Consider the following 22,980-nt stretch of genomic DNA (forward strand, 5'->3'; position numbering starts at 1 on the left):
ATGCTGGACAAACTGAGGCAACTCAAGCCCAACCGTCAAGCCACCATGCTGCTCTCTGCGGCTGGGCTGGGGCTGACCGCCGCCCTGGTCGCTCGTTCGTACATGAGCAACCGGATCGAACAACTCGAAGCAGACACCAAGGGTCCGACGATCGAAGTGGTGGTCGCCAAGACCGATCTTCAGAAAGGGGCCGTGCTGTCTGAAGAAACCGTGGCCATCCGACAGGTTCCCCAAGCCTACGCACACGAGCAGGCCATCCTGCCCGAAAACTTCAACAACGCCGAGGGCGAGGTGCTTGCGTTTTCTGTCAAGGGCGGCCAGATGGTCCTGTGGCCCATGCTGGAGGAAAAACGCGCGCCTTCCTTTGCACATCAGGTGGAAGTGGGTCGTCGCGCCATGACCGTCCCCGTGGACGAAATCAACTCCATCTCCGGCATGCTGGAGCCTGGCGACATGATCGATCTGCTGGCATCGCTTGACCGCAATGGCAAGAAGGTGACGTTCCCTCTGCTGCAAAACGTCAAGGTGCTCGCCACGGGGCAACGTTCCCAGAGCGATCCCAAAAGTGGTGAGCGCAGAGACTATTCCACGGTCACGCTGGACACCACACCTGAACAAGCCCATCAGGTCATCGCGGTCCGAGAGCAGGGTCGCATCACGGCGTTGCTGAGGAATCCGCAGGACAAGACCGCCATCGACAAAACATCTGTGAACCTGGAGGGTCTGCTGGCCGATGCGCCTTCGGCTGCTGCAGCCCCCTTGGCTGCATCGGGCGCCGCCAAAGCCGGAGTACCCATTCTTTACGGAGGGCAGCAAGCAGAGTTCACGCCTGAGCAACTCAATCTGGGCAAAGGCAATCCGCTGATGAACGCCTTGCGAGCCATCACCCAATCGGCCACCGCTCAATCCACCAACACAGAGCCGAGCCGCACCACTGCCCCCATGCCAGCCGCCATGCAAGGCAGCGCACAGCCATGAACCGTCGTCATTTCGATCAATCACCCCCTTGGGCCAGGAAGCTCTTTCTGACGTGTCTGGTGCTGCCGTCTCTTCAATGGCTGCCTTCTGAAGCACAAAACACGCCATCGTCTCAGAGCCATCCACCCCAGCAAGCCAGTGGCTCAGGGCTGCCCCGAAACCTTGCAACGCCTGCCCGAAAATCGCCGGCCGCCTATGCGCCAGTCAAGACCTTCGACGATGGCACGGTCGTGCCGGAAATCGAGATGTTTGTGGGCGAATCGAGGGTACTTCCTGCACCAGGGGTCGGGCGTGTGGCCGTTGGCAACGGCAAGATGCTGACGGCGGCCGTGCTGGACAACAAAGAAATTCTGCTGTTCGCCAACGAACAAGGCACCTCGTCCCTGTTCATCTGGAATGACCGTGGCCAGTACCAACGCCTGAAGATCAATGTGGTGCCAGGAGACACCTCCCGTGTTGCGCGCGAAGTGGCTGCGTTTGTCTCCAAATTTCCTGGGGCGAAGGTCTCCATCATCGGCAGCAATGTGATCGTCGACGGCGAACGCGTCGGCAAAGAAGATCTGGAGAAGATCAAGCGGCTGGAGCGCGTCTATCCGCAACTGCTGAACTTCACCCACCCCGGCGGGTGGGACAAGATGGTCATGATGGACGTGAAGGTCCTGGAGTTCCCCAAGAACTACTTGAGGAACCTGGGATTGAACTGGACACCCACGGGTGGGGGCACCATGGGTGCCATCTGGCTGCCGACACGCGCAGGCAATGACGGCCCTTATGCCTTGAACATCCAAGGAGGTGGCGCCGGTTTGCCCATCACAGCACCCGACGGCCAGCCCGCCACTTTGCCCAAGGGGCTCAACGTGATCGGCGGCCTCAACCTCGGGATCAATGCCTCCCTGGAAGCGCTGATTCAGGAAGGGAAGGCCGCCATTCTGGCGGAGCCGCAACTGTCGACGCGCAGCGGCAAATCGGCGGAATTCCGCGCAGGCGGCGAAATTCCGTACGGCGTCGCCTCAGACAACGGCACCACCGTCTTGTTCAAGGAGTACGGTGTCACATTGAAGATCACGCCCACCGTTGACCGTGAAGGCTACATCCGCGCTGAGGTGGACATCGAGGTCAGCAGCATCGACTCGGCAGCGTCCACCGTTTACGGTCCAGGTCTGAGAACCCGATCGACGCAGTCGCATTTCAATGTCAAAAGCGGCCAGACGATCGTGCTGAGCGGGATGCTGTCGTCAGAGCACGGAATGTCCACGGACAAGCTGCCACTGCTGGGAGAAATCCCGGTGTTGGGTGCCCTGTTCCGATCGAACCGGTTCCGCAACAACGAAACAGAGTTGGTGGTCCTTGTCACCCCAAAGCTGACGGAGCCGGGGGATGCCGAGCAAGCCACTCGCATCAGTGAGACTGAGCGCAAACTGTCCGAAGTGAACGCCAACCAGCGCACACTGACACCCATCGGTGCACCCGCACCCGCACCTGCACCTGCACCTGCACCTGCACCTGCACCTGCACCTGCACCTGCACCTGCACCTGCACCTGCACCTGCACCCGCACCTGCACCTGCACCTGCTCAGCCACTCGCCACAGGCGCACAGGGCAGCCCTCTGCGGGTCACAACGCTCAGCACCGAACTCAAGGCAGCCCCAGAAGCCAGCTCGCAAACGATGTTGAGCCTTCAGCGCGATGCCACGGTGCACATGACACCAGAGGACACCGTGGATGCGGGCGGGACCCGCTGGCGGCGAGTCACAGTGGGCGCCATGACTGGCTGGCTTCCCGCAGACACCGTGGAGCCTGCTGCCAAGCGGCGTGTGATCCGACTGGGCGCTCTGGCTGGTCACACAGGCCAGGGCGCAGAAGGCATCAAAACGCACGCCATTCCGAGCGCTTCGGTGGAACGTCCGGTTCTGGCGGAACCGCCCAGCGCGCCGCCCACGGCATCGAATGCTTCTTACAAAGTCACGCTTCCGCGACTGGCGCTTCGCGTTGCACCTGACATCAATGCAGCGATCCTCACCAGCATTCCCCAAGACAGCAGAGTCGACGCCACCACCCAAGCGCCTGTGGGCCCCTGGAGGGCGGTCTCGTTCAACGGTCAAGCTGGCTGGGTCGCGAGCCAATGGCTTGAACCCATGCAGAGGTGACCATGCAGATCACTGTCACACACCCGAACGGGGACAGCCAGGTATTGGACATCCCTGACGACAGCATCATTGGCAAAGGCATGGACTGCGAGGTCCGGTTGGACAGCTGGCGGGTATCCAAAGAACACGCCAGGTTGTTCATGACGCCGGCCGGACCGTTGGTCGAAGACTTGGGGACGTTCGGTGGCATCCAGGTCAATGGCCGCAAGGTGGATGTCCAGTTTGGCCCGCTCAAACCCACCGATGTGATCTCGGTTGGGCCATACAAGCTGAACGTTGTCGATGAAACAGCCACCAGCAAACAGCCTCCCCTGGCTGTGAAGGCAACCAGCGAACGGTCGCGGTCCTCGACCGTGGCCGCCCGCAATCAGGCCGCGACGCAGGCCATCGCAGAGTCGAGAGCCCACGCATTGCGCGTGCAATCACAAGTGATGGCGAGCAAGCCGAGTGAGGAGACGAACGCCAAGACGGCAGCCAGTTACCCTCTCATGGTCGCCGCCGATCCTCAAGAAAAGGCCCTGGAATTCGAGTGGCGCAAACGCATCCACGCCATGTTGCTCGAAACCATGGATCTGCGCAGGCAGGACGTCTCACGCATGTCCGACGAAAGGCTGCGACAAGAGACCGAATCGGTCATTCGCAAGCTGATCGAAGACAAGGGCGGCGAGATCCCATCCTCGATCAACCGGAATGCCCTGTGTCAGCAAGTGCTCAATGAAGCCATCGGCCTGGGCCCCCTGGAGGATCTCCTGGCTGATGAGAGCGTGACGGAAATCATGGTCAACCGTCATGACCAGATTTTTGTTGAACGCTCCGGACGTCTTGTCCGACACGCCCTCACCTTCACAGGGGACCAGGCCGTGCTGGGGGTGATCGAACGCATCGTGACGCCACTGGGACGTCGGATCGATGAGTCATCCCCGATGGTCGATGCCCGGCTGAAAGACGGCTCCCGGGTCAACGCCATCATCCCGCCGCTGGCCCTGAAGGGGCCGACCCTGACCATTCGGAAGTTCTCCAAGCGAAAGCTCAGCGCCAGCGACCTCGTGGCCTATGGATCGGTGAGCCCGGAGATGGCTCATTTCATGCAGATCTGCGTCGAGGCCAAAAAGAACGTGGTGGTTTCAGGAGGCACAGGCTCAGGCAAGACCACCTTGCTGAACATCCTGTCCAACTTCATCCCACAGGGTGAGCGCGTGATCACAGTGGAAGACGCCGCTGAACTGCAACTGGGCCACGAACACCTCATTTCGCTGGAATCACGGCCCGCCAACGTGGAGGGAAAAGGCGGCGTGAGCATTCGTGATCTGGTGCGCAACACCCTGCGGATGCGCCCGGACCGGATCGTGGTAGGTGAATGCCGGGGCGCAGAAGCCCTGGACATGCTGCAGGCCATGAACACTGGCCATGACGGTTCGTTGACCACGCTGCACGCCAACTCGCCCCGCGACGCCCTGGCTCGGCTTGAAACCATGGTGCTGATGGCAGGCATGGACCTGCCCCTGACGGCCATCCGGGAACAGATTGCCTCGGCTGTCGACATCATTGTTCAACAAACGCGCTTTGCCTGTGGCAAACGCTGTGTCACGCACATCGCAGAAATCACCGGCATCGAAAGCGGAACGATCCAGGTCCAAGAGCTTTTCAGGTTCGTGCGCCAGGGGCATGACCCGGAAACCGGTCGCGTGCAAGGCGTCTTCACAGGTTGCGACATGGTGCCCACCTTCTATGAAGAGCTGCAATCCACAGGCATGCACCTGGACATGAGCATCTTCAAGCCATGGATGCAAGTTCCTGACCCCAGCAGTGACAGCGATTTCGGCGATTTCGATGAACCCAAGCGCCGAGGCACCAGGGCATGAGCGATCAAGGCATGATCCTGCTGGTGTCGCTGATTGTGGCCTTGTCGGTCGGGCTGCTGTTTTGGCTGCTGGTCAATGTCGCCACACGGGGGGTGCACAAGTACAAGCAGCAGTTCACCGGGCGGGTGCAGTTTCAGGCGCGCGAGTTTTTCCTATTCCTCGACCCCCGTCAGTTGTTCCTCATGAACATCGGGGTGATGGCCTTGTCGGTGGTGGTGGTCTGGTTGCTCACAGGCAGCTGGGTGCTGTGCCTGGTGGCATTGGTTCTGCTGGGGCTGGCACCTCGCCTGATCTACAAAGTGATGCGCCAGCGACGGCTGGACAAGTTTGAGCAACAACTGCCTGACGCGCTCATGATCCTGGCGGGCGGCATGCGAGCAGGGGTTGGCTTGAGCTCAGCCCTGCAACAACTGGTGGCTGAATCCCGCCCCCCGATCCAGCAGGAGTTCTCGCTGCTGTTGCGGGAGCAGAGGCTGGGCGTCACGGCCGAGCAAAGCCTGAGCAACCTGGCCCGCCGTGTGCCCACACAAACCACCGTGCTCGTGGTGTCGGCCATGCGCGTGGCCACTGAAACCGGGGGTGGTCTCTCGGAAACGCTGGAGCGCACCGCGCACCTGATCCGAAGCCGCCTCCAGATGGAAGGCAAGATCAAGGCCCTGACCGCGCAAGGCAAGATGCAGGCTTGGGTGGTTGGGCTGCTGCCTGTGCTGTTGATGGTCGTTCTGGATCACATGGAGCCCGAGGCCATGTCTCAGCTCTGGCACACCCCGATGGGTTGGGGTGTACTGGCCATCCTGGTGTTCCTGGAGGTGATGGGCCTGTACATCATCCGCAAAATCGTGACGATCGACGTCTGATCACCAGCCTGATCATGAACAACGACTCTTCATTCATTGTCCTGACACTGATCACGGTGGTGACCGGGGCCAGCGCGGCGCTGTTCGCATGGTGGCTCGCCAAGGTCTTGTCTGATGTCCCAGACGAGGACCGCGAGTACAAGGATCCACCCCCTGCAGGATTCAGGCTGCTGTGGCCGCTGATCCAGCCCTTGAGTTTTTACATTGAACCCTGGATGGGCGACAAAACCACCAAGCGGCAGCAACGAAAGCTGATGAACGCGGGGCTGGAGTACAGCCTGTCTCCCGCACAGTTTCTTGCAGGCAGGCTGGTGTGCGCCCTTTGCACCGCGCTGTTTTTCAGCCTCGTGGTGTCCTTGCTGGACAGCCATCGCAGCTGGGCCAGCAGCGTTTACTGGCAGGCCGCATTGGCTGGTGCCATGGGTGGCTTTCTCTACCCGGTGCTGTGGCTCAATGACCGCATCGCGGCTCGAAAGACCGAGCTGCTGAAGTCTTTGCCCTTCTTCCTGGACATCATCACCCTGTGCGTCGAGGCCGGGCTGAACCTGCAGGGCGCCATGGCGCAGGCCGTGGCCAAAGGCCCAAAAGGGATCATGCGGGCAGAGTTCCTGCGGGTGCTGCGAGACATCAGAGCCGGCAAGCAGCGTGCAGAAGCCTTGCGCAACATGGCTGCCCGGCTGCGTGAGCCTGCCATCACAGCGTTTGTGCAGGCCGTGATCCAGGCCGAATCCATGGGCATGAGCCTGGGTCCCGTGCTGCGCGCACAAGCAGATCACCGACGCACCGAACGTTTCCTGCGGGCAGAGAAGAAGGCCATGGAAGCGCCAGTGAAGATGCTCTTCCCGCTGATCGCGTTCATCTTTCCTTGCACGTTCCTGATTCTGTTTTTTCCGATCGTTGTGAAGTTCATGAACTCAGGGCTCTGAATGGCGCCTCGGGGATTCATGACCACCCATCATTCAAGAGGGATCCATGACCACTTCCATGCACTGCGCGTGGTTGACCACACGTGCCGGCCCGGCATCGCTTCAGGTCGAAATTGCTGACACCTTCTGGTCCAGGTTCAAGGGGCTGATGGGACGCAGCACGCTGCCACGCGGACAGGCCCTGCTGCTCAAACGGTGCGACAGCGTGCACACCGCATGGATGCGGTTTCCCATCGATCTGGTGTACCTCGACGCCACCGGCAAGGTACTGGGTACACGCCACCGTGTGATGCCCTGGCGAGCCAGTGCCTGCCGTGCTGACGAGCGACTGGGCGTACCTGGCCCCATCGACACCCTGGAAATGGCAGCAGGTGAAGTCTCGCGCATGGGGATACAGGTTGGCATGCAACTGAGTTGGCAGGCCGAGCCGAATGGGCAGGAACGCCCTGCAGCCTGCACGGTGTCCAGCGCGACATCCAAGGCACAACGAGGCGTGGCGATGGTCGAGTTCGCCATCGCGGGACCCATCCTGATCTTGCTAGGCTTGGCCAGCGTTCAGTATGGGCTTCTGTACAACGCCAAGAACGTGATCAACCATGCGTCGTTCATGGGAGCACGGGCTGGGTCCATGTCGAATGCACGCATTGACGCCGTGCGAACCGCTTACGTGCGCGGCCTGATCCCGCTGTATGGCGGTGGCCGCAACGCCACCGAAATTGCTGAATCACTGGGGCGTGCCGGCGCCGACTTTGCCACCAACAGCCGAATCGAACTGCTGAACCCCACCCGGGAAAGCTTCGACGACTGGCACGACCCTCAATTGCAAGCCCCCTTGAAAACCAATGGCAAACGGGTCATCCCGAACCGCCAATTGGCTCGCAACCTGGGTGACCGTGCCAAGCTGGAGAGCCTGGGTGACCAACGCAGTGTGCGAGAAGTGGCGGGTTCGTGGGTGAAAACCAAATCCGGGCAGAGCCTGTCTGACGCCAACTTGCTGAAGATCCGCATCACCCATGGCTACAGGCCCAGCGTGCCTTTGATGGGCATGGTCTACAACCGATTCCTGCGCTGGCTGGACACCGGCAACGACGCGTTCGCCACCACGCTGCTCAGCCAGGGGCGCATCCCGGTCGTCAGCCATGTCACGGTGCAAATGCACACCGACGCCATCGAAGGCGCCAATGTGTCCAGTCCGGGGATGGGCAATGACGGAGCGCCCAAAGACCCGGGCACACCACCCCCGTCGTCGAATCAACCGGCACCGTGGTGCACCACCGCGGGCTGCTCGTCGGTGCCCCGTCCCACCGCCCCCGGCGGGCAAGGCAACCCCACACCGTGCAAGCCAGGCGACTGCCAGAGCTGCCCGATCCCGCCGCAAGACACGAAACTGCCAGCCGACATCCTTTTTGAGTTTGACAAAGCCACCCTCACTGCAAGCGGCATCAAGGCGCTCGATCAGGTGATTGCCGAAGCCAAGTCAGCGGCGCAGTCTGGCGCGAACCTGGACGGCCTGAAAGTGATCGGACACACCGACCAGATCGGAACAGATGCGGTCAACGATGCCTTGTCGAAGCGCCGAGCGGACGCTGTCGCGGACTACCTGAGAAAGAACGGGTTCCCAGGCAAGGACATCACCACCGAGGGGCGCGGTTCTCGTGAGCCCGAGGTGACCCTGGACGCCTGTTCAGGCAAAACCGACAAAGCCCTGCAGGACTGCCTTGCGGCCAACCGCCGCGTGGTGCTGTCCTTCCCCGCCAAATCGTGAGCACGCCATGACAACGAAACGCTTTCATCACAACGCACGACAGATGGCGTCCTGGCTGCTGAGCCTGGCCTGCATCGGCCATGGCTTTCATGCGCTGGCGCAATCGCAGGTGGTGTCCACCAGCAGTTCCGCAGCGACCACCCCGAGCAGCACCTGTGGCCCAGGCAACGCGGGCGCGACCGGCTGCGGCAGCAGCGGCCCTGCCACCACCAACGTTCAGCAAACCAACTCTGGTGCTGGACAGCCATTCAATGTGCTGACCGGCAACAAGTACCAGCTGGAACAAGACATGCCCGCCCTGCCCGGCGTGCTGGGCCTGGAGCTGGTCAGGCATTACAACAGTGTGCAAAGCACGCCCAACATGCCCAATGGCCTGGTGGGTCTGGGCTGGCGCTTGTCGTATGAAACCCGCTTGCATGCCAAGGGCCGGAACATCGAGATTGTGCAGGCCGATGGCTCAAGGCTGGGATTCGCGCCGGGCCTGCTGAACCCTGAGGTGTGCAGCAGCGCCCTGCCAGAACAGGGGCGTGTGCTGATCGACAAGCAAGGCACGCGCACGCGTTACACATGGGTGTGGGCCAACGGCCGCCGCCTGCAATTCAATCAGGAAGGCCTGCTGGAACAGATTGCCGCACCCACAGGCGAGTTTGTCACCCTGCAGCACGACCGCCGTGGTCTGCTGGTGCAGGTGACCGACCCGCAAGGCCGCAGCCTGAAGCTGAACTACCTCGACCGCAAAGACAACGATGGCACCCGATTCAGCGGGGTGCAAAGCATCGACACGCCAGTGGGCCGCTTCGAATACCAGTACGGAACCGGTGCACAAGTGAGCACCTTGATGGCCGTGCGTTTGCCCACCGCTTACCAGGCCGACAAGCCCGCGCACCCACTGACCAGCCGAGGCACCACCCTCAGCTCAGTGACACGCCATTACCACCACGAAGACCCCAGGCACCCCACACTGCTCACAGGCATCAGCGTGCAAGGCAATGGCAGCGACGGCAAACCTCAGCAGGTGCGGCTGACACGATTTGCCTATGACGAGCGAGGTCTGGGCCAGCGCAACGAACACGGCGGCAGGGTGCTGGAGGTCAAACAACTGGAGCGTGCAGGCCTTCGGGAAGACGTTGAACACCCCTCGGGCCTGACCGTGCTGGCGCACAGCCAGACCGCCGAGCGGCCTCAAGGGCTGACCCTGAAGGTGTACGGCAGCCAGGTGGCTGGGCACTACCGCATCGTGCGCACCGAGGGCGCACCCTGCCCGAGCCACTGGAACTGCCCGGCCGCCAACCGCAGCTACCGGTACGACGACAGGGGGCGCTTGGTCGAAGAAACCGAACGCACCACGACAGGCACACCTGTGCGCAGCGAGCGCTACACCTACGACCCACTGGGCCGATTGCTTCGCGTTGGGCAGTGGGCATGGCGCACGCCCGGCCAGGGCGCACCCGTCGAACGCCACTACACCCGCTATGTGTATGGCCCTGACGTGCAAGCCACGCCCACCACCTGGCAGCCCGTGTTGATTGCCGAACCCAGTGTGATCAACGGCCTGGAGCGCAAGACCCATCTGCGATACAACGACGTCGGGCAGGTGGTGGAGGTGCGCCAGGAAGGCTACAGCCCACTGACGCGGGCAGGCCAGGTGGCGCAAAGCCCTGAGCAAGCAACGCCCTTGAGCCGCAGCATTCAAATCAGCCACGCCAAGGTCAATGGCCGCAGTGTGCTGGTTGCTGTCGACGGCCCATTGCCCGGTGCCGACGACACCACGCGCTATGTGTGGGACGCACGCGGCAACCAGGTGATCAGCATCCAGGCCCCACTGGGGTTGAAGCATTCGTTCACCCATGACGAAGCCGGCCGCATACGCACGGAAGTGCCCAGTGATGGGGTGCCTGTGCACCACAGCCACCTGCCCACGGGTGAGCCCAGCAGCTGGCAGCGCGGCGAAGCACGCGTGACGGTGACGCGCGACGCGCTGGCCCGCCCTGTGCGCATTGAAATGCCTGACGGCGAGGTGCAGAAGCTGGCCTATGAGCCCCAATCGGGTGCGGTGGCCTCGGTGCGCCAGGACGGCGCCATGCATTGGGTGGTGCCACCCAGCACGCTGCTGCCCGCCGCACCCCAGGCCCAAGCGCTTGAGCCGCAGCTTGCCCCCCCCTGGCAAGGCCAGAAAGCTTGGGTGGACGATTTCGGAAGGCTGGTGGCCCTGCAAACCGCCGTGACTGGCCTGGAAGTGCGGCAGTTTGACGCCAATGGACGCATGGTTGAACGCAAGCTGGCCGATGGCACCGTGTGGCGCTGGCAGCGCGACGCACTGGGCCGCATCGTGCGCCATGAGGCCAGCAAGGCGGGTGAGGCCTCATTGGTGACCACCCTGGCCTACCAGGGCGTGCACCTGGTGCGCATCACGCACCCGCAGGAAAGCGAGCACATGCAGCACGACGCGCTGGGGCGCGTGGTGCTCAAGACCATTGAACGCGCGGCCACCGCCACACAACCGGCCCAGCGCTGGAGCGAGCGCTTTGCGTATGACGTGGCCGACCGCCTGACACGCCATGAGCTGCCCGAGGGCGGCGCCCTGCTCTACACCTGGGGCCCGGGGCGGCAGCTGCAACGCATCGACATGGAAGACGGGCGACTGAGCGCCGTGCTGGGCACCACGCTGGCGCAATGGCTGGGCCTGGGCCGCCAGACCCTGATCGAGCCACTGCCTGAAGGCACCCCACCCACCACCAAACAGGCCCAGGCAGCGGCGCAGCCCACCGCGCCCGGCACGCTGCCCGCCAGCCTGCAAGCGCAACTGCAAGCCGAGCGGGGCTACCGCTGGGGCAATGGCGTGGCCGTGCGCTGGCGCCTGAACGCCCAGGGCCAACTGGCCAGCCTGCGGTACAGCGCCCCCACCCAACAGGTGGCCTGGTGGCAACCCCTGTGGGACAGCCTGCCCATGGCCACGGCGCAAGCCAGCAAGTCTGCCGGCGAGGCTGCCTCGCAGCCCACCGCCCCAACAGGCACGGCACCCGCTGGCATGGACTGGGCCTACACCTACGACCCCTGGGGCCGTCTGATCAGCAAGGGCGACACCCACTACGCCTACGACACCGCTGGGCGCTTGCTGGTGGCCCAGCAGAACCAGGGCCAAGACCCAGCCGCCACCGACTTCTATGCCTATGGCACCGGCGCACAAGGCGAGCAGATGCTGGCCAGCAGAACCCAGGGCCAGAACCATGACTGGCGCACGGTGGCCATTGCACGCAATGCCAGCGGCTTGCCTTTGACCATCACCCAGGGTGGCCGCACCCGCGCTTTGCGCTACAACCCCGACCACCGCCTCATCGAGGTGAGCCAGAACGGCCAGCTGCTGGCCCGCTACGGCCACAACACCCATGGCCAGCGCATCAGCAAGCTGGTGGGGCCCCAAACGCCAGCCAGCCAGGCGCAGACCTTCTTGTGGAGCCAGGGCCAGCTCAGCGCCGAAGGCCATGGCCAGGCCATCGACCGGCGTTATGTGTATGCCCATGGCGTGCCCGTGGCCGTGATCGACCACCCGGGTGGCGCCAGCGCCATCACGCCCGCCGAGGGCCCCTGGTCGGCCCTGCTGCAATGGGCCCAGGCCGTCTGGCGTGTGGCCGCCACCCCTGCCCCGCAGCTGACCTACCTGCACAGCAACGAGATCGGCACGCCCGTGGCGGCCACCGGTGCACGCGGCCAGCTGCTGTGGCAGGCCGAGCACAGCGCCTTTGGTGAGTTGCGCGCGCTGCGCACCGAACACCGCCCGGGCCATGCGCCGCAAGGTGGCGTGAAAGGCTTTGCGCTCAACCTGCGCCTGCCCGGCCAGTACTTCGACGCTGAGACCAGCTGGCACGACAACGTGCTGCGCACCTATGACCCGCAGCGCGGCCAGTACCTCGAGCCCGACCCGCTGGGGCCCACGCCCAACTGGGGCCGTGGTGCAGGGCCCTGGCTGACCCAGCCGTTTGCCTACGCCAACCACAACCCCATCACCTATGCAGACCCCACCGGGCTGATATTGTTTGCGTTTGATGGGACGAACAACAGCAACCCACCACCCGGTGTGGATGATTTTTCCAATGTCTACAAGTTCTATCTGGCGTATGACCAAGAGGCAAATGGACGAAAGTGGTACATGAACGGCATAGGCCGAGATGACCCAGACAGCAAGATTTTCACCAACCTAGAAGACCAATACAACACCAATACCGCTCGCGCCCGAGTGGACTACATGGTGGCGCAATTTGAGGAGTACATGAAAACCAATCAGTTCAAAGGCAGCGAGGAGGTCAACATTGACATGGTGGGTTTCAGCCGCGGGGCAGCCATGGCCAGAGATTTTTCAAATCGCATTGCCAGCAAGTTAAATGGTGGCTACTACTCGTATGACACGGGGTCGCAATGCGCCAGCCGCAAAGTGAATTTGCGATTCTTGGGTTTGTGGGACACAGTGGCACAGTTTGGTGCGAATGGGGCAGCCAATGGTTTTTGGCAACTGGCGGTGCCTGCTGAGGTTCAGCATGCTTTTCACGCAGTGGCCATGAATGAAAACCGTTACCTATTTCCTGGCGAGGCCATTGGGAGAGGTGTGCAACGCGGTTTTGTGGGCATGCATGCTGACATTGGCGGCAGCTACGGCACGGGCGATTTGTCTGATGTTGCGCTCAACTGGATCGTGGATCAAGCCAAGGGCAGTGGGGTTGCAATGAAAGATTGGCAAGAAATCAATCATGAAGAATGGGGCATTGTCACCAACCCTGTTGTGCATGGCAAGGGCTTTGATTTGATGAACAGTGACTTCTGCTTGCGTGCCAACAACGAGGTGTGGGCAACCAACTGCACTTTGCGCAAAAACTCAAATCCCGGTGGCTTGACGACGAAGCAAATTGCCGATCAGGGATTCATCACCTACAGTGACAAGCTGGGTAAAGACGCCGATGGAAGCACGCCCATCGACGGGACAGTCAACATGGAAAAATACGCAAAATGGCTCAAAGACAATTACAACTTAACCGTCGCCTATCAGTGAAGCTTGGTATGGCCACTTGGGTTTCCACGTTGTTTGGTTGCGCGCACGCTGAACCTTCATTGGGAATGACACTGTTATTCTTGAATATGGGGGGCAACTCAATCCTTGTGGAACGCTTTGATCCTGATGGACACCGCGGCCCTGTGCCAGGATTTTTGGGCTCTGATGCCAAACTCCTGACCCCTGAGCGAGGAGGGGGGGCGCAAATGTCATTCATGTCAGGCGATAGCAAACGGGGAGCACCTGAGTTTGTGGATGTAGTTTGGTCAGAATCTACGCCACAAGCCGAGGCAGCATTAAGCCGTATCCCAAAGTTGTCGGGCAAGGTTTCTGTTGAGCAACAAGCAAGCCGAAAGAAGTTGCTTGATGATGCTTATAGGCTGAGAAACAACTATACGCGTCGAATCGATCTAACCCCTATTCTCACCCCTGAACTCGTGACCCAGGTACGCGCCAACCGTGCCAATACCAACCTCAAGCTGATGGTGGTGTTCAAGGGCGAAGATGTGACGATCACCGCGTCACCAGAGGTATGGCGTAAGTGAGACGACGCGCATTGTGCGCAACGATTCGGCACCCCAGGCGAGCAGATGCTGGCCAGCAGAACGCAGGGCCAGAACCACGACTGGCGCGCGGTGGCCATTGCACGCAATGCCAGCGGCTTGCCTTTGACCATCACCCAGGGTGGTCGCACACGCGCCTTGCGCTACAACCCCGACCACCGACTGATCGAGGTGCGCCAGAACGGCCAGCTGCTGGCCCGCTACGGCCACAACACCCATGGCCAGCGCATCAGCAAGCTGGTGGGGCCCCAAACGCCAGCCAGCCAGGCGCAGACCTTCTTGTGGTGCCAGGGCCAGCTCAGCGCCGAAGGCCATGGCCAGGCCATTGACCGGCGTTATGTGTACGCCCATGGCGTGCCTGTGGCCGTGATCGACCACCCGGGTGGCGCCAGCGCCATCACGCCCGCCGAGGGCCCCTGGTCGGCCCTGCTGCAATGGGCCCAGGCCGTCTGGCGTGTGGCCGCCACCCCCGCCCCGCAGCTGACCTACCTGCACAGCAACGAGATCGGCACGCCCGTGGCGGCCACCGGTGCACGCGGCCAGCTGCTCTGGCAGGCCGAGCACAGCGCCTTTGGTGAGTTGCGCGCGCTGCGCACCGAACACCGCCCGGGCCATGCGCCGCAAGATGGCGTGAAAGGCTTTGCGCTCAACCTGCGCCTGCCCGGCCAGTACTTCGACGCTGAGACCGGCTGGCACGACAACGTGCTGCGCACCTATGACCCGCAGCGCGGCCAGTACCTGGAGCCCGACCCACTGGGGCCCACGCCAAACTGGAGCCGTGGTGCAGGGCCCTGGCTGACCCAGCCCTTTGCCTATGCCAACCACAACCCCATCACCTATGCAGACCCCACTGGGCTGATATTGTTTGCGTTTGATGGGACGGGGAATGATCAAAACTCAAGAACCAATGTCCTAGAGTTCGCGCAGGCGTACGATGATTTCAATGCATTTGACCGGGCAACAAACAAATCAGGCGACACTTATTACATCCAAGGAGTTTCAACTCAAGGCGGCATTTGGGACAACTCAGTGACAGGCGGTGCGTTTGCAATTCAATTGCGTGATCGAATCAATCAACAACTGTTGGATCTTGACGCTTACGTCAGAGACTACGCCAAATGGAGCGAAGAGCAATCAAGCACCTCACAAGCACAAACAAATGAAAAGAAAAATATAAAAGTAACACTCGACATCACAGGCTTCAGCCGGGGGGCTGCTGCCGCTAGAGAATTCGCAAACATAGTAACCGACAGAATTGACTCAGGCTATTACAACAAGCTCACTGGAGGCTGCGTGAATTTGAATATCAGAGGCATGTGGCTTTTTGACACCGTCTTGAGCACCACAACCGCTGATTTTGGTGGGCAGGCATTCAGGATGGTAATTCCAGAGCAGGTGGGCGTTGTTGCGCATGCGGTCGCAGTGAATGAATACAGAGCATTGTTTCCACTGGAATCCATAGCACCATCACAAGCCGCGTTGTCTGGTGGGCTTGGTGCCAGGAGGATTGAGCGTGGTTTCGTTGGCGCGCACAGCGATGTTGGCGGTGGCTACAACTGCACATCAGGCTGCGATGGTGGGGATTTGAGCGATGTGGCACTGAACTGGATGATTGGACAAGCCACCCAGGCAGGTGTAAAAATGAAAGAGCTTAGACCAGATTTGAAGGTGGTGACAAACCCGACCGTGCACGACGAGAGCCGATCAGCCCTCTGGCGCACGCCTGGTTTTGGTGGGCTGTCCAGCGATAGGCAAGTTCGGTTCCGTGGCACCGACAGAGCGAGCACAGCGGGGCCGGGCACCAGCAATGCCAAAGATGTGACTTTTGAAGGCGGCATGAAATACTCAGAAAGCCTCAAGTACATTGAATATGCCAACTTGGGCATCACCGATCTTTTTGAGACCCGTGTCGGCAAGGTTAATCTGTGCGGCACAAATGGATACATTCAATGGGTCAACTCACAGTATGGAACGGGAATGACATGCCAGCAACAATGAGATGGATGAAAAATTGCATCGGGGCACTGATAAGTGCGCTGCTGTCTGCGTGTGGATCGCTAGGGAGCGGGGAGGCTGTTTCCTACAGGGTTTGGAATGCCAATGAGCACACCGCCATTTACTCCCCTACCCTTATTACTGGAGATAAAATACTGGATGGGGGCCGCGGCAGCACCAGAAGAGAACGTTACCCTGGCTCGAATGGTTGGGATGGTGCAGGAGGAAGCGCAATCCCATCAGACGCAGCTCATAAAGTACCCGAGACAGCAGTTTTGACATGGCGCCTACCAGCCAAACCCGGTCAAGAAGAATATTCTGGCGATTTGGTTGGTCCATTCGAAATCAGATTGCGATCAAAAATACCAGCACATGTTCTAGAGCGCGTCAAAGGGAGCAGGGATTCTCGACTCGCCATCGGTGTTTCAGTTGGCGAGGTTCCGATCAAAGTCAGATGGGTCCTGAAGGAGGGCACTTTTGTCAATGGCCAACCTGTTGGCGGCTGGCGCGACATAGAGCGTGGCGGTGATTGGTAAGGGCGCAAGGACCAGCACGCAGGGCAGATTCGGCCCTGAACCCAACTGCTCCGACCCTGGCCTACCAGGGCGTGCGCCTGGTGCGCATCACGCACCCGCAAGAAAGCGAGCACATGCAGCACGACGCGCTGGGGCGCGTGGTGCTCAAGACCATTGAACGCGCGGCCACGGCCACACAACCGGCCCAGCGCTGGAGCGAGCGCTTTGCGTATGACGTGGCCGACCGCCTGACACGCCATGAGCTGCCCGAGGGCGGCGCCCTGCTCTACACCTGGGGCCCGAGGCGGCAGCTGCAACGCATCGACATGGAAGACGGGCGCCTGAGCGCCGTGCTGGGCGCCACGCTGGCGCAATGGCTGGGCCTGGGCCGCCAGACCCTGATCGAGCCACTGCCTGAAGGCTCGCCAACCACCGCCAAACAGGCTCAGGCGCAGCCCACCGCGCCCGGCACGCTGCCCGCCAGCCTGCAAGCGCTACTTCAAGCCGAGCGGGGCTACCGCTGGGGCAATGGCGTGGCCGTGCGCTGGCGCCTGAACGCCCAGGGCCAACTGGCCAGCCTGCGCTACAGCGCCCCCACCCAACAGGTGGCCTGGTGGCAGCCCCTGTGGGACAGCCTGCCCATGGCCACGGCGCAAGCCAGCCAGCCAGCCGGCGAGGCTGCCTCGCAGCCCACCGCCCCAACAGGCACAGCACCCACAGGCACAGCACCAACTGCCCCGCCCCCCGCCGGCATGGACTGGGCCTACACCTACGACCCCTGGGGCCGCCTGATCAGCAAGGGCAACAGCCACTACGCCTACGACACCGCTGGGCGCCTGCTGGTGGCGCAGCAGGACCAGGGCACAGATGCCCAAACCACCGACTTCTACGCCTATGGCACCGGCGCACAAGGCGAGCAGATGCTGGCCAGCAGAACCCAGGGCCAGAACCACGACTGGCGCACGGTGGCCATTGCACGCAATGCCAGCGGCTTGCCTTTGACCATCACCCAGGGTGGCCGCACCCGCGCTTTGCGCTACAACCCCGACCACCGCCTCATCGAGGTGCGCCAGAACGGCCAGCTGCTGGCCCGCTACGGCCACAACACCCATGGCCAGCGCATCAGCAAGCTGGTGGGGCCCCAAACGCCAGCCAGCCAGGCGCAGACCTTCTTGTGGAGCCAGGGCCGGCTCAGCGCCGAAGGCCATGGCCAGGCCATTAACCGGCGTTACGTGTACGCCCATGGCGTGCCGGTGGCCGTGATCGACCACCCGGGTGGCGCCAGCGCCATCACGCCCGCCGAGGGCCCCTGGTCGGCCCTGCTGCAATGGGCCCAGGCCGTCTGGCGTGTGGCCGCCACCCCTGCCCCGCAGCTGACCTACCTGCACAGCAACGAGATCGGCACGCCCGTGGCAGCCACCGGTGCTCGCGGCCAGCTGCTCTGGCAGGCCGAGCACAGCGCCTTTGGTGAGTTGCGTATGCTGCGCACCGAACACCGCCCAGGCCATGCGCCGCAAGATGGCGTGAAAGGCTTTGCCCTGAACCTGCGCCTGCCCGGCCAGTACTTCGACGCTGAGACCGGCTGGCACGACAACGTGCTGCGCACCTATGACCCGCAGCGCGGCCAGTACCTCGAGCCCGACCCGCTGGGGCCCACGCCCAACTGGCGCCGTGGTGCAGGGCCCTGGCTGACCCAGCCCTTTGCCTATGCCAACCACAACCCCATCACCTACGCAGACCCCACTGGGCTGATATTGTTTGCGTTTGATGGGACGGGGAACAGCGACCCTGCCCAAAAAGGTAGCAGCCTATCCAACGTACAAAAGTTTTATCAGGCCTATGACATTGCAGCAAACGGTGATCGTTTTTATATCACTGGCATAGGCACGACAAACAAAGACATGCCCGTCAAAGGCAGCGAAGCTGTTGGTACAGGCTTCCGTGAACGCCTGGATCTCGGCACCAAGTTCCTTGAGCAATTCATCAATCAAGACTCAGCCAACAGCGGAACCCGGCTTGACGTGGACGTGGTGGGGTTCAGTCGTGGGGCTGCAGAGGCCCGAGCGTGGGTGTCCGAGATCGAAAAACAATTGAATGCATCTCGAGAATTTTCAACGAACAACACCGGCAAGAACAAACGCTGCATCAACTTCCGGTTTCTTGGCGTGTGGGACACTGTGCCTCACCTGGGGGCCGATCATGGCGATGAGAAGAACTACGATTTCTCGATCCCGGCGTCGGTAAAATTTGCAGCCCATGCGGTGGCAGTCAATGAGCATCGAGGCGGCTTGGCGGATTTCGATGTGGAATCCATCCATGCCAGTGCATCGGTCAAGAACTCTGGCAATCGAATCGAAAGAGGCTTTGTGGGTGCTCACTCAGACATCGGTGGCGGGTATGCTGAGGGTGATCTCAGTGACGTGGCTTTGATGTGGATGATCGAGCAAGCGAACGACCAAGGAATTAAGTTCTTGACCAAAACCATCGCAGATGAGGGCTGGGATGTCGTCAGCAACCCCGTCGTCCACGACTCACGCATTGGCAAAGGGTTCAAAGAGTGGTTGTGGTCAGATGGCGGCGACCGCGAGATGGTTTATGTCAACGACACCCGGGTCAAACAGGAGGCAGCCCAGTTGACTGCGGGCGTGACAAATACAGCCATAGCACGCGAGTCGATTCAATACTTCAAAGACGGGTGCGGCAATGACGGCACCATCGTGGGCTTGGTCGACGTGACGAAATACAAGGCCTGGGTGTCAGACATCGGCGTGACTTTTGATGCGACACCGGCTGCCCCCAAGGGATGCGTGCTCAAAAAATAATCAATTGGACTCCATATGAACACATTGAGACGACAGATTTTTGGGTTGCCGGTGGCTGTTTTGTTTGGCGCGACGTCAGGATGCCGTGCGATGGATGTGGGTGCTGACGGGCCAGGGATGATTATTGAGTACAGAAACCTGATTAACGGTCGAAGCATCTCTGTCAAATCTGCTACGCTACCTGACGGGCTCGGTTTCAGTAATCCGGGGAGCGTATCTGGTGGGATTAACAGTCGATTCCCCAAATGGCAACGCGTACCAGCGGCCACCATGGCCACCTCAGGCGACCACCGCGAGCTGCCTGAGTGGGTGGATTTTGAGTGGTCTGAGCCGCCATACCCCGAGGACCCAAACATGAGTTTGGAAGCGTACAGAGCACTGCCGCGTCAGAAGCAGCGCCTGGAAATCAAACGGCGCATACCTCCTGCAGTCGTTGAAGAAGCCATCGCCTCCAAGCGTGTGGCCCAGCCTGGAAAAGTGGCGGACAAGACGCTGTGGATCTACATCTTCTGGACACCTGATGGCATTAAGATGCGATGGGCCATGCGTGACAGAGCCACCGGCGGGCCGTTCGGAGAAATCGTGCGTGAGGGGGGCGACGACTTGGATCGCTATAACCTGAAGTGACTAGTCTCTGGCTGGCGACGGCGTAGCAGAACGCAGGGCCAGAACCATGACTGGCGCACGGTGGCCATTGCACGCAATGCCAGCGGCTTGCCTTTGACCATCACTCAGGGCGGCCACACACGCGCCTTGCGCTACAACCCCGACCACCGCCTGATCGAGGTGCGCCAGAACGGCCAGCTGCTGGCCCGCTACGGCCACAACACCCATGGCCAGCGCATCAGCAAGCTGGTGGGGCCCCAAACGCCAGCCAGCCAGGCGCAGACCTTCTTGTGGAGCCAGGGCCAACTGGCTGCCGAAGGCCATGGCCAGGCCATTGACCGGCGTTATGTGTATGCCCATGGCGTGCCGGTGGCCGTGATCGACCACCCGGGTGGCGCCAGCGCCATCACGCCCGCCGAGGGCCCCTGGTCGGCCCTGCTGCAATGGGCCCAGGCCGTCTGGCGTGTGGCCGCCACCCCTGCCCCGCAGCTGACCTACCTGCACAGCAACGAGATCGGCACGCCCGTGGCAGCCACCGGTGCTCGCGGCCAGCTGCTCTGGCAGGCCGAGCACAGCGCCTTTGGTGAGTTGCGCGCGCTGCGCACCGAACACCGCCCGGGCCATGCGCCGCAAGATGGCGTGAAAGGCTTTGCGCTCAACCTGCGCCTGCCCGGCCAGTACTTCGACGCTGAGACCAGCTGGCACGACAACGTGCTGCGCACCTATGACCCGCAGCGCGGCCAGTACCTCGAGCCCGACCCGCTGGGGCCCACGCCCAACTGGGGCCGTGGTGCAGGGCCCTGGCTGACCCAGCCGTTTGCCTACGCCAACCACAACCCCATCACCTACGCAGACCCCAATGGGCTCATCTTGTTTGCGTTTGATGGGACGGGTAATAGCAATGATCCTGTGCAGCTCGCAAGTTTGGGCAATGGCATTTCGAATGTCTGGCAGTTTCGTCAACTCTACGCTGATGGGGCGGCCCGGTACATCTCAGGTGTTGGCACCATCGACACCAGCGACCCGGCGCGCCCCATCAACCCGAAAGATTACGTTCCTCTCGCAGCAAAGCTTTTGCCTGTTGCTACCATCGTTGAAAAAGACATGGCACTCAATTATTCTGGCCGGGCTCGAATCACACGAATGGAGGAGTATTTCAACCAAGAGGCTGAGCTGTTTGTACAGAACGACAAAGCCATGAATGTGGACATTGTTGGATTCAGCCGTGGCGCCGCACAGGCACGGGAGTTTGCAAACATCATTGCAAATAAAACCAATGCCGATGGTTACTATCAGTACACCATCAAAGATGGAGCCGGCAAGGTGGTGAATAAATGCCAGAAGGTGAATTTCAGGTTCATGGGTCTGTGGGACACTGTTTTGAGTACGGACGGCGTGTTTTTTGGCAGCGGATACAATCTATCGGTGTCGGCAAAGTTTAATTACGTGGCGCAGGCAGTGGCATTGAATGAGTATCGTGGCGACACATTGCGAACCTTGCCAAATTCGACCGGCGCCTTTCCTTTGGAATCCATTGTTGGGTCAGCAGCACCTGTTGCAGGTGGCGTTCGAATCGAGCGTGGATTCATAGGGTCGCATGCAGACATCGGGGGCGGTTATGTTGGCACAGGCCAGCAAACGGATCTTGCCAAGGTGCCTCTGGCTTGGATGATCGAGCAGGCAAAGCTGGCAGGCGTCAAACTTCTACCACCCCCTGATACAGTGAATGCATCCGCAGTGATTCACGACAAGAGCGATGAGCAATACGCTCGAGACAAGGTGGTCAAGCCATCAGACTCCGACGAACAGCGCGAGGTTCACTACATGAATGGCACCAAAACAAAAATCAAGTCCATGACAGGAACTGGCATGACCTATGCTGACACACAAAAAGACGACATCATTCAACTCAATCCGCCAGGGGTGGGCAAAATTGAATACGACTTGGCCGAAAACCCAATCATCACGTATGCGGCCAAGCCAGCTGATTACTCAGCAGGCACGGTGAATATGAAGAAATACCTGGATTGGTTGACAGCCAACGGGTACACATTGGGGAATTTGCATGTTCAATAAATTGAGCTTGATGCTGAAATCGTTGAGATTGACCGCCGTGCTGCCTGTTGTTTTTGTGGGTGCCTGCGCGGCTGGAGGCGAAGGGCAAGGTGCCAACTATTTTGCGGACAAAAACAGAATGCAAATTGGTGCGGAATTGATTGTCGATGCAGTGGCTGGCGCTGAAATGTATGGGGTGGAGATGTTTTCCGACGGAAGTGATCGCGCTTTTTATGGCAAAGCCCATTCTAATGCCAAAAATATCGACAAAATGGGTTTCCCATTGCCCCGAATTCCGCAAAAGGTGCGGGTTATTTGGAGAAGCATATACAAGCCGCTTTGGTCAAAAACAGGAGGCATTACCTTTGATGGCCCATTAGCCGGAGATTACACCATCCCTGTGGCACCCCGAATTCCAGAAGCGGTGCTGGAAGACGTTCGAAGAAACGGTGGCGCACTGCGCATCAAGTTCCGCCTCAAGCCCGATGGTGTCATGTTGGGTTGGGACATCCAGCGTTCAGGGGCCTATGTTTTTGAGTACACCATGGCTGGTGGCGATTTTCTGGACACCCGATACTGATTCCGCCCTGAACAACTCGCAAGCCATTGATCTGCGGTGCGTTTCCGCCTGACGCGTGGTACGTGTTTGCCAGGAAATAAATGCCGTTCCCGCACTTTCTTGCAAATTTCTCTGCCCATGAAGCCCACTGCCGTTGGCATGATCGACGTGGACAAATACTTGGGTTGGCTGCATGGCCTTCCACTGCCAGCCATGCCAATCAGCTGGAGAGAGGCCCAAGGGTTTACAGGTTAGCTGATCCTGCGTCGGTGGTGGATGGGGTAAGGTT

The 22,980-nt window shown here is 60.8% G+C and carries 13 protein-coding genes; all 13 read left to right on the forward strand.

The genetic code is table 11. The features are described from left to right. The 13 genes from cpaB (at nucleotide 1) to EYS42_RS07165 (ending at nucleotide 22,712) form a co-directional block, all read left to right on the forward strand. Complete coding sequence (cpaB, locus tag EYS42_RS07105) at nucleotides 1-978, forward strand: Flp pilus assembly protein CpaB (RefSeq protein WP_130967158.1); 978 nt, start codon at nucleotides 1-3, stop codon at nucleotides 976-978. Further along, a complete protein-coding gene (locus EYS42_RS07110) occupies nucleotides 975-3,125 on the forward strand; it encodes a secretin GspD/PilQ domain-containing protein (RefSeq protein ID WP_130967160.1) in 2,151 nt (716 codons plus the stop codon). The genes cpaB and EYS42_RS07110 overlap by 4 nt, the downstream gene beginning before the upstream one ends. Before the next feature lie 2 nt (nucleotides 3,126-3,127). Beyond that, the gene (locus EYS42_RS07115; protein WP_130967161.1) at nucleotides 3,128-4,987 is read left to right on the forward strand and encodes a TadA family conjugal transfer-associated ATPase; all 1,860 of its coding nucleotides are present in this window, start codon (nucleotides 3,128-3,130) and stop codon (nucleotides 4,985-4,987) included. Further along, a complete protein-coding gene (locus tag EYS42_RS07120; RefSeq protein WP_207301120.1) occupies nucleotides 4,984-5,844 on the forward strand; it encodes a type II secretion system F family protein in 861 nt (286 codons plus the stop codon). The genes EYS42_RS07115 and EYS42_RS07120 overlap by 4 nt, the downstream gene beginning before the upstream one ends. A 14-nt stretch (nucleotides 5,845-5,858) precedes the next feature. Beyond that, the gene (locus EYS42_RS07125) at nucleotides 5,859-6,770 is read left to right on the forward strand and encodes a type II secretion system F family protein (RefSeq protein ID WP_130967396.1); all 912 of its coding nucleotides are present in this window, start codon (nucleotides 5,859-5,861) and stop codon (nucleotides 6,768-6,770) included. Nucleotides 6,771-6,816: 46 nt separating this feature from the next. Next, nucleotides 6,817-8,535 (forward strand): DUF192 domain-containing protein, encoded by a 1,719-nt coding sequence (locus EYS42_RS07130; RefSeq protein ID WP_130967163.1) that lies wholly within the window; start codon nucleotides 6,817-6,819, stop codon nucleotides 8,533-8,535. A gap of 7 nt (nucleotides 8,536-8,542) precedes the next feature. Then, nucleotides 8,543-13,576, forward strand: a complete 5,034-nt coding sequence (locus EYS42_RS07135) for a phospholipase effector Tle1 domain-containing protein (RefSeq protein ID WP_130967165.1) — start codon at nucleotides 8,543-8,545, stop codon at nucleotides 13,574-13,576. 8 nt (nucleotides 13,577-13,584) lie between these two features. Next, nucleotides 13,585-14,121, forward strand: a complete 537-nt coding sequence (locus EYS42_RS07140) for a hypothetical protein (protein WP_130967167.1) — start codon at nucleotides 13,585-13,587, stop codon at nucleotides 14,119-14,121. Nucleotides 14,122-14,166: 45 nt separating this feature from the next. Beyond that, the gene (locus tag EYS42_RS07145; RefSeq protein WP_130967169.1) at nucleotides 14,167-16,137 is read left to right on the forward strand and encodes a phospholipase effector Tle1 domain-containing protein; all 1,971 of its coding nucleotides are present in this window, start codon (nucleotides 14,167-14,169) and stop codon (nucleotides 16,135-16,137) included. Nucleotides 16,138-16,783: 646 nt separating this feature from the next. Then, on the forward strand, nucleotides 16,784-19,471 hold the full coding sequence (locus tag EYS42_RS07150) for a phospholipase effector Tle1 domain-containing protein (protein ID WP_130967171.1): 2,688 nt from the start codon (nucleotides 16,784-16,786) through the stop codon (nucleotides 19,469-19,471). 15 nt (nucleotides 19,472-19,486) lie between these two features. After that, nucleotides 19,487-20,098 carry a hypothetical protein gene (locus EYS42_RS07155; protein ID WP_130967173.1) on the forward strand — a complete coding sequence of 204 codons (612 nt, stop codon included), beginning with the start codon at nucleotides 19,487-19,489 and terminating at the stop codon, nucleotides 20,096-20,098. Between the two features lie 60 nt (nucleotides 20,099-20,158). Further along, nucleotides 20,159-22,153, forward strand: a complete 1,995-nt coding sequence (locus EYS42_RS07160; RefSeq protein ID WP_130967175.1) for a phospholipase effector Tle1 domain-containing protein — start codon at nucleotides 20,159-20,161, stop codon at nucleotides 22,151-22,153. Next, on the forward strand, nucleotides 22,143-22,712 hold the full coding sequence (locus EYS42_RS07165) for a hypothetical protein (RefSeq protein ID WP_130967177.1): 570 nt from the start codon (nucleotides 22,143-22,145) through the stop codon (nucleotides 22,710-22,712). Before EYS42_RS07160 ends, EYS42_RS07165 begins: the two co-directional genes overlap by 11 nt. Nucleotides 22,713-22,980 lie beyond the last annotated feature (268 nt).

Origin of the sequence: Aquabacterium lacunae (genome assembly GCF_004310865.1) — a bacterium.
Classification (GTDB): domain Bacteria; phylum Pseudomonadota; class Gammaproteobacteria; order Burkholderiales; family Burkholderiaceae_C; genus Aquabacterium; species Aquabacterium lacunae.

What these genes read in the sequence shown, in the direction of transcription:
- EYS42_RS07155 (WP_130967173.1), top strand. Translation starts at nt 19,487, where the DNA reads ATGAACACATTGAGACGACAGATTTTTGGGTTGCCGGTGGCTGTTTTG.
- EYS42_RS07145 (WP_130967169.1), top strand. Translation starts at nt 14,167, where the DNA reads ATGCTGGCCAGCAGAACGCAGGGCCAGAACCACGACTGGCGCGCGGTG.
- EYS42_RS07135 (WP_130967165.1), top strand. Translation starts at nt 8,543, where the DNA reads ATGACAACGAAACGCTTTCATCACAACGCACGACAGATGGCGTCCTGG.
- EYS42_RS07110 (WP_130967160.1), top strand. Translation starts at nt 975, where the DNA reads ATGAACCGTCGTCATTTCGATCAATCACCCCCTTGGGCCAGGAAGCTC.
- cpaB (WP_130967158.1), top strand. Translation starts at nt 1, where the DNA reads ATGCTGGACAAACTGAGGCAACTCAAGCCCAACCGTCAAGCCACCATG.
- EYS42_RS07115 (WP_130967161.1), top strand. Translation starts at nt 3,128, where the DNA reads ATGCAGATCACTGTCACACACCCGAACGGGGACAGCCAGGTATTGGAC.
- EYS42_RS07120 (WP_207301120.1), top strand. Translation starts at nt 4,984, where the DNA reads ATGAGCGATCAAGGCATGATCCTGCTGGTGTCGCTGATTGTGGCCTTG.
- EYS42_RS07150 (WP_130967171.1), top strand. Translation starts at nt 16,784, where the DNA reads ATGCAGCACGACGCGCTGGGGCGCGTGGTGCTCAAGACCATTGAACGC.
- EYS42_RS07140 (WP_130967167.1), top strand. Translation starts at nt 13,585, where the DNA reads ATGGCCACTTGGGTTTCCACGTTGTTTGGTTGCGCGCACGCTGAACCT.
- EYS42_RS07130 (WP_130967163.1), top strand. Translation starts at nt 6,817, where the DNA reads ATGACCACTTCCATGCACTGCGCGTGGTTGACCACACGTGCCGGCCCG.
- EYS42_RS07165 (WP_130967177.1), top strand. Translation starts at nt 22,143, where the DNA reads ATGTTCAATAAATTGAGCTTGATGCTGAAATCGTTGAGATTGACCGCC.
- EYS42_RS07125 (WP_130967396.1), top strand. Translation starts at nt 5,859, where the DNA reads ATGAACAACGACTCTTCATTCATTGTCCTGACACTGATCACGGTGGTG.